The sequence below is a fragment of the Bradyrhizobium ingae genome, assembly GCF_055791185.1.
The window spans coordinates 410,552-418,429 of the sequence record NZ_JBVUBB010000004.1 but is presented as its reverse complement, the minus strand read 5'-3'; the positions used below and the strand labels follow the sequence as shown (position 1 = coordinate 418,429).

Sequence of the window (7,878 nt, the reverse complement as noted above, 5' to 3'; positions counted from 1 at the left end):
ACTAGTCGTCGGCAGCGTCAGATGTGTATAAGAGACAGAAAAGGGGCTTGGAAGAGGGTTTGGGGCAGGGCGCCAAAACGCTCTCCAGAGGCCCTTATTTCCTTGCTTCTGGCCGAAATCGCGCTATATAGCGCGCCATCTCACACGGAAACATGGCTCAAAAGGCCGTCCGGTGGCAGCCGGGGCGAGAACGCTCCGTTTTGCTCACACGTTTCCGGAGGAACCAACCGGAGAATTATCACTATGGCGCTACCCGACTTCACCATGCGTCAGCTGCTCGAAGCTGGCGTGCACTTTGGTCACCAATCGCACCGCTGGAATCCGAAAATGGCGCCGTTCATTTTCGGGACCCGCAACAACATCCACATCGTCGACCTCGCGCAGACCGTGCCGATGCTGCATCAGGCCCTGCAGGCCGTCAGCGACACCGTCGCGAAGGGCGGCCGCATCCTGTTCGTCGGCACCAAGCGCCAGGCGCAGGACGGCGTTGCCGACGCTGCCAAGCGCTGCGCTCAGTACTTCGTCAATTCGCGCTGGCTCGGCGGCACGCTGACCAACTGGAAGACGATTTCGGCCTCGATCAAGCGCCTGCGTCATCTCGATGAGGTGCTGTCCGGCGGCGAAGCCAATTCCTACACCAAGAAGGAGCGCCTGACGCTCCAGCGCGAGCGTGACAAGCTCGACCGCTCGCTCGGTGGCATCAAGGACATGGGCGGTCTGCCCGACATGATCTTCGTGATCGACACCAACAAGGAAGACATCGCGATCCAGGAGGCCCAGCGGCTCAACATCCCGGTCGCGGCGATCGTCGACACCAATTCCGACCCCAAGGGCATCACCTATGTGGTGCCGGGCAATGACGACGCAGGTCGTGCGATCTCGCTCTATTGCGACCTGATCGCGCGTGCGGCGATCGACGGCATCTCGCGCGCCCAGGGCGATGCGGGCATCGATATCGGTTCTTCGGTGAAGCCGGCCGCTGAGGAGCTTCCGTCGACCAGCGGTTTCCAGGGCCTTGCAGGTCCGCGCGGCACCGCCGACGACCTCAAGAAGCTCCCGGGCGTGTCGGGTGCGATCGAGAAGAAGTTCAACGACCTCGGCATCTTCCACTACTGGCAGCTCGCCGAGCTCGATCACGCCACCGCGCACAAGATCGGCGAAGAGGTTGGTCTGCCCAGCCGTGCGGATGCCTGGGTGGCCAAGGCCAAGGCGCTCACCGCGGAAGCGGAATAACAGTCGAGGGGCGGCCGGATTGTTCCGGTCGCCATTTCAGTTGACGCGACGTCCTGTGATGGACCGCGGCGAGGCGAGACAGCGCCGCGCCGCGGGTCAACCGGCAGGCAACAAGGATTTTCAACGATGGCTACGATCACAGCTGCGATGGTCAAGGATCTGCGCGAGTCGACCGGCGCGGGCATGATGGACTGCAAGGCCGCGCTCACCGAAAACGACGGCAACATGGAAGCGGCGCAGGATTGGCTGCGCAAGAAGGGCCTGTCGAAAGCCGCCAAGAAGTCCGGCCGGGTCGCGGCCGAGGGCCTGATCGGCGCGCTCACCAAGGGCACCAAGGGCGTCCTGGTCGAGGTCAACTCCGAGACGGACTTCGTCGCGCGCAACGGCCAGTTCCAGGGCCTCGTCAAGATGATCGCTCAGGTGTCATTCGACGCGGGCGCCGATGTCGAGAAGATCAAGACCACCAAGGTCGGCGATGTCACGGTCGAAGCTGCGATCAACGACGCAATCGCGACCATTGGCGAGAACATGACGCTGCGCCGTGCCGCTTCGCTCGAGGTGAAGCAGGGGGTGGTGTCGAGCTACGTCCACGGCGCCGTCATCGACGGTGCTGGCAAGATGGGCGTCATTGTTGCCCTCGAATCTTCCGGCAAGGCCGATGAGCTCGCAGCGCTTGGCCGTCAGCTCGCCATGCATGTCGCGGCCGCCAATCCACTCGCGCTCGAACCGGCCGGTCTCGATCCGGCGATCGTGAAGCGCGAGAAGGATGTGCTCGCCGACAAATATCGCCAGCAGGGCAAGCCGGAGAACGTGATCGAGAAGATCGTCGAGTCCGGCCTGAAGACCTACTACAAGGAAGTCTGCCTGCTTGAGCAGGCCTTCATCCACGACACCGGCAAGTCGGTGGCGCAGGCGGTGAAGGAAGCTGAGGGCAAGGTCGGAGGCCCCGTGAAGATCGCTGGCTTTGTGCGTTATGCTCTCGGTGAGGGAATCGAGAAGCAGGAAAGCGACTTCGCGGCGGAAGTCGCGGCCGCCAGCGGCAAGAAGTAAGCGCCGGGACGTTTCCTTCCGGCGTGCCGCCGGAAGCGGCGCCCGGAGAAGGAAAGTGCTCATGACTGATCCGGTCTACCGTCGCGTGGTGATCAAGCTGTCCGGCGAATATCTCGCGGGACCGCAGGGTTTTGGGATCGACCAGCCGACGGTTGACCGGGTTGCCGACGATCTGATCGCCGCGCGGCATCTCGGTGCCGAGGTCGCGGTGGTGATCGGTGGCGGCAACATCGTTCGCGGCGTGGAGGTGTCCTCCCGCGGTGTGTCGCGCCCGACCGGCGACACCATGGGCATGCTGGCCACGGTGATGAACTGCCTTGCGGTGGAAGCGGCGATCGAGCGTAAGGGCACGCCCGCCCGCACCCTGTCGGCCTTCGTCATGCCCGAGGTCTCCGAGCTGTTCACCCGCGCCGCGGCGCACAAATACCTCGCCGAAGGCCGAATCGTGCTGCTTGGGGGTGGAACCGGCAATCCGTTCTTCACAACCGACACCACGGCGGTGCTGCGTGCTGCCGAGATCGGCGCCGAGGCCGTCCTCAAAGCGACCAATGTCGACGGCGTCTACTCGGCGGATCCCAAGAAGGATCCGGCTGCCAAGCGCTTCGACCGGTTGACGCATTCGCAGGCGATCGAGGGCGGCTACAAGGTGATGGACGCAACCGCCTTCGCGCTTGCCCGCGAGACGTCGCTGCCTATCATCGTATTCTCGATCGCCGAGCCGGGCTCGATCGGCGCTATTCTGCGCGGCACCGGCCACGGGACGATCGTCGCCGGCTGACGGCTGCCGGGCGCGGCTCAAGCGCCCGGCGAGGTATCTGAAGGGAGAGCGTGATGGCCACGGGTAATTTCGACCTCAACGAATTGAAGCGCCGCATGCAGGGCGCCGTCCAGTCCCTCAAGCACGAGCTCGGGGGCTTGCGCACCGGGCGTGCCTCCGCCTCGATGCTCGATCCGGTTCAGGTCGATGCCTATGGCAGCCACATGCCCCTCAACCAGCTCGCCACCGTCAGCGTGCCGGAGCCGCGCCTGATCTCGGTGCAGGTCTGGGACAAGAGCATGGTCAAGGCGGTGGAGAAGGCCATCGTCGATTCCAATCTCGGCCTCTCGCCCGCCACCGAGGGCCAGGTGCTTCGTCTGCGCATTCCCGAGCTCAACGAGGAGCGGCGCAAGGAGCTGGTGAAGGTCGCGCATAAATACGCCGAAGCCGCCAAGGTCGCCGCGCGCCACGTCCGTCGCGACGGTCTCGACGTTCTCAAGAAGCTCGAGAAGAATCACGAGATGTCGGAGGACGACCAGAAGCGTCACGCTGACGAGGTGCAGAAGGCGACCGATGGCACGATCACCGAGATCGACCAGTTGCTGGCGGCCAAGGAAAAAGAAATTCTCACCGTCTAAGGCATCGCCTTCATGTCCAACGCCGCCGCGCCCGTCACGGAAGGACCGGAAAGGTCCGAGGCGCCTGCGCATGTCGCCATCATCATGGATGGCAATGGGCGCTGGGCGGCTGCACGCGGCCTGCCGCGCGCCGAGGGCCACCGCCGCGGCGTAGAAGCGTTGCGCCGCGTCGTCCGCGCCTCGCATGAGCTCGGCATACGCTATCTCACGATCTTCTCCTTCAGCTCCGAGAACTGGTCGCGTCCGGCGAGCGAGATCGGCGATCTCTTCGGCCTTTTGCGCCGCTTCATTCGCAACGATCTCGCGAGCCTGCACCGCGATGGCGTCAAGGTGCGGATCATCGGCGAGCGCGAGGGACTCGACAGCGACATCTGCTCCCTGTTGAACGAAGCCGAGGAGCTGACGCGCAACAACACGCGTCTCACCCTGATCGTCGCGTTCAACTACGGCTCGCGGCAGGAGATTGCGAAAGCCGCGCAAAAGCTCGCGCGGGAAGTCGCCGAGGGCAAGCGCGATCCGGCCTCGATCGATGCCGAAACGCTCGGGCAACATCTCGACGCCCCCGAGATTCCCGATCCCGATCTCATCATCCGCACCTCCGGCGAGCAGCGCCTGTCGAATTTCCTGATGTGGCAGGCGGCCTATAGCGAGCTGGTGTTCGTGCCGATCCATTGGCCGGATTTCGACAAGGCCGCGCTCGAAGGCGCGATCGCCGAATTTGCCAGACGCGAGCGCCGTTTCGGCGGCCTGGTTGCGAAAACCGCCTCGTGACCGAAAATGACGCCGCGCCGGCGGGCTCAACGCCGGCTTCAAGCAATCTGATGATGCGTGTCCTGGCGGCGCTCGTGCTGGCGCCGCTGGCGATCGCGCTCGCCTATGCCGGCGGCTGGCTTTGGGCATTCCTGGTGACGCTCACCTCGATCGGGTTGTTCGTGGAATGGCTGACGGTGGTCGGGGCAGGGCGGGTTGTCCTGACGGCGTGCGGGACGATCGTTCTCGCCATCATGGGGTTCTGTGTCGCCTTCGGGGCGCTCAAGTCTGCGGTCGTGATCGGCGTCGTCGGCGGCGCTGCGATCATGCTGCTTGCGAAAGACAAGTTCATCTGGGCGGGGAGCGGCTTTGCCTATGCGGTGGCTGCGCTGCTCGCCTCGATTCTGGTGCGGCAGGATCCGGTGAACGGATTCGTCGCACTGATGTTCGTGCTGCTTGTCGTCTGGGCGACCGACATCGGCGGCTATTTTGCGGGCCGGGGCATCGGCGGACCGAAATTGTGGCCGCGCGTGAGCCCCAAAAAGACCTGGGCCGGCGCGCTCGGCGGCTTCGTCGCGAGCCTGGCGATTGCAGGCGGTTTTGCCGCCTCCGGGTTCGGCAAGGCGGTTCCGTTGCTCGCCCTCAGCGCCCTCTTGTCGGTGGTCTCGCAGGCCGGCGATCTCTTCGAATCCGCGGTCAAGCGTCGCTTCGGCGTCAAGGATTCCAGTCACTTAATCCCGGGCCATGGCGGGCTGATGGACCGCCTGGACGGCTTCATCGCCGCCATTTTGGTGGCTTGGATTTTCGGCTACCTGCGCCATGGTGTGCATAGCGCGGGAAGCGGTCTTATGGTTTGGTGAAACAATGAGCCCAGTCCCTTTGCGTAACAACAAGCCCGCGGCATCCGCGGTGCGCAGCGTCACCGTCCTCGGTGCCACCGGCTCGATCGGCGACAGCACGATGGATCTGTTGCGCGCTTCGCCCGAGCGCTATCGCGTCGAGGCGTTGACCGCGAACGGCAACGTCGAGGCCCTCGCGAAGCTCGCAAAAGAGTTTTCCGCGCGCTTCGTCGCCATCGCGGATACTTCGAAACTTGCCGAGCTCAAGGACGCGCTCGCCGGCACCAAGACCGAATGCGGCGCCGGCGAGAGCGCGGTGATCGAGGCTGGCGCCCGGCCGGCCGACTGGGTCATGGCAGCGGTAAGCGGTGCGGCCGGACTGAAGCCCGCGCTCGCCGCGGTCGATCGCGGCGCCCATGTCGCGCTCGCCAACAAGGAATGCCTCGTCTGCGCCGGCGATTTCTTCATGCAGCGCGCGACCAAGGCGGGGGCCTGCATCCTGCCCGCCGACTCCGAGCACAATGCACTCTTCCAGGCCTTGAGCTCGGGCAATCGCGACGAACTCGTGCGCGTCATCATCACCGCCTCCGGCGGCCCGTTCCGGACCTGGAAGAGCGCCGACATCGAGCAGGCGACCCTGGCCCAGGCGCTGAAGCATCCGAACTGGAGCATGGGCCAGAAGATCACGATCGATTCCGCCTCGATGATGAACAAGGGCCTCGAGGTGATCGAGGCGTCCTATCTGTTCGCCTTGAAGCCGGACGAGATCGACGTGCTGGTCCATCCGCAGTCGATCATCCACGGCATGGTCGAATTCTCCGACTGCTCGGTCGTTGCCCAGCTCGGCGCGCCCGACATGCGTACGCCGATCGCGCACTGTCTTGGCTGGCCCGACCGCATCAAGGGACCGGCCGCCAAGCTCGACCTCGCCAAGATCGGGCAATTGACCTTCGAGGCGCCGGATTTCGAACGCTTCCCGGGACTGCGGCTTGCTTACGATTCGTTAAGGACCGGACGCGGCGCGACTACGGTATATAATGCTGCGAACGAGGTCGCGGTCGCGGCCTTCATCGCCGGCAAGATCAGATTCGGCGCCATCGCGCGGCTGGTCGAAGCGACGCTCGAAGACTGGATCAAGGGTGGTAATCTGGCGCCCTTGTCCTCCGCGGATGATGCGATCACCGTTGACCATGTTGCACGAAATAGAGCGGCCACCCTATTGCCTCAAATTGCCTTAAAGGCAACCTAGAGGGTTCGGGACCGAGGCCGCGAGGCCTCGGGTGAGGGAAATCGATGACTGAGTTTTTTATCCATAGTTTCAGCACGTTGAGCCATGGGCTCATCGGCTACGCGATCCCCTTTTTGTTCGTCCTGACCATCGTTGTGTTCTTCCATGAGCTCGGCCATTTCCTGGTCGCGCGCTGGGCCGGCGTAAAGGTATTGACCTTCTCGCTCGGCTTCGGCCCCGAGCTGGTCGGCTTCAACGACCGCCATGGCACGCGCTGGAAGATCTCGGCGATCCCGCTCGGCGGCTATGTCAAATTCTTCGGCGACGACACCGAGGCCTCGACGCCGTCGGCCGAGACGCTGGCCGCGATGTCGGCGGAGGAACGTGCCGGCAGCTTCCATCATAAGAAAGTCGGCCCGAGGGCGGCGATCGTCGCGGCAGGACCAATCGCGAATTTCCTGCTCGCGATCGTGATCTTCACCTGCCTTTTCACCTTCTTCGGCAAGCCATCGACGACGGCGCGGGTCGACAAGATCGAGGCCGGCAGCGCCGCAGCGGCGGCCGGCTTCCAGGTCGGTGACGTCGTGACCGCCATCGACGGAACCAAGATCGGCAGCTTCTCCGACATGCAGCGGATCGTCGGCACGCATGCCGGCGACAAGCTGACTTTCACGGTGAAGCGGGGCGATTCCCTGGTCGATCTGGCCGGCACTCCGGAGCTGCGCGAGGTGAAGGATCCGTTCGGCAACGTGCACCGGCTCGGCGTGCTCGGGATCACCCGGCAGACGGCGGCCGGTGACACTGTGACCGAGCGGGTCGACCCTGCCACCGCTCTGTGGCTCGGCGTGAAGGAAACCTGGTTCGTGATCGACCGGACGCTGGCCTATATCGGCGGAGTGTTTGCGGGCCGTGAGGCGGCCGATCAGGTCGGCGGACCGCTACGAATCGCCCAGATCTCCGGGCAGGTCGCGACCATCGGCATGGCCGCGCTGGTGCATCTGGCCGCGGTGCTCTCGATCTCGATCGGGCTGCTGAACCTGTTCCCGGTTCCGCTGCTCGATGGCGGGCACCTTCTGTTCTATGCGGTGGAGGCGGTGCGGGGCCGGCCTTTATCGGAGCGCGCACAGGAGATGGGGTTCCGAATCGGGCTCGGATTGGTACTGATGTTGATGGTGTTCGCGACCTACAACGACATCCTCCATCTGGCGGCATCGTGAAGCGGGCTTTTTTGTGACGTTGCTCTTGGGCAACGTCCTGGACTGAAATTGAAATTACGGCGCGCTCGGCCGTTTGCGGCGTCGGTGAAATTAGCTACAAGCGGCATGAAACTTTGGGGAATCTCCCAGACCGGCGTTGGGGTTGGGTCTGGCACTGGAATGATAA

The 7,878-nt window shown here is 64.2% G+C and carries 8 protein-coding genes; all 8 read left to right on the top strand.

Annotated elements, in window-relative coordinates; translation table 11 throughout:
* Positions 1-243 precede the first annotated feature (243 nt).
* On the top strand, positions 244-1,233 hold the full coding sequence (locus tag ACV1FX_RS09165) for a 30S ribosomal protein S2 (protein ID WP_473117210.1): 990 nt from the start codon (positions 244-246) through the stop codon (positions 1,231-1,233).
* A gap of 126 nt (positions 1,234-1,359) precedes the next feature.
* Positions 1,360-2,283: a translation elongation factor Ts gene (tsf, locus tag ACV1FX_RS09160; protein WP_473117209.1), complete on the top strand. Its 924-nt coding sequence runs from the start codon at positions 1,360-1,362 to the stop codon at positions 2,281-2,283.
* Positions 2,284-2,344: 61 nt separating this feature from the next.
* Entirely contained in the window at positions 2,345-3,061 is a 717-nt protein-coding gene (gene pyrH / locus ACV1FX_RS09155; protein WP_473117208.1) for a UMP kinase, read from the top strand.
* A gap of 53 nt (positions 3,062-3,114) precedes the next feature.
* Positions 3,115-3,678, top strand: a complete 564-nt coding sequence (gene frr / locus ACV1FX_RS09150) for a ribosome recycling factor (protein WP_473117207.1) — start codon at positions 3,115-3,117, stop codon at positions 3,676-3,678.
* Between the two features lie 12 nt (positions 3,679-3,690).
* Complete coding sequence (locus tag ACV1FX_RS09145; RefSeq protein ID WP_473117206.1) at positions 3,691-4,449, top strand: isoprenyl transferase; 759 nt, start codon at positions 3,691-3,693, stop codon at positions 4,447-4,449.
* Positions 4,446-5,288, top strand: coding sequence for a phosphatidate cytidylyltransferase (locus ACV1FX_RS09140; RefSeq protein WP_473117205.1), 843 nt, complete (start codon positions 4,446-4,448; stop codon positions 5,286-5,288). Before ACV1FX_RS09145 ends, ACV1FX_RS09140 begins: the two co-directional genes overlap by 4 nt.
* Before the next feature lie 4 nt (positions 5,289-5,292).
* Complete coding sequence (gene dxr, locus ACV1FX_RS09135; RefSeq protein ID WP_473117204.1) at positions 5,293-6,516, top strand: 1-deoxy-D-xylulose-5-phosphate reductoisomerase; 1,224 nt, start codon at positions 5,293-5,295, stop codon at positions 6,514-6,516.
* 44 nt (positions 6,517-6,560) lie between these two features.
* On the top strand, positions 6,561-7,712 hold the full coding sequence (locus ACV1FX_RS09130) for a M50 family metallopeptidase (protein ID WP_473117203.1): 1,152 nt from the start codon (positions 6,561-6,563) through the stop codon (positions 7,710-7,712).
* Positions 7,713-7,878: the final 166 nt, after the last annotated feature.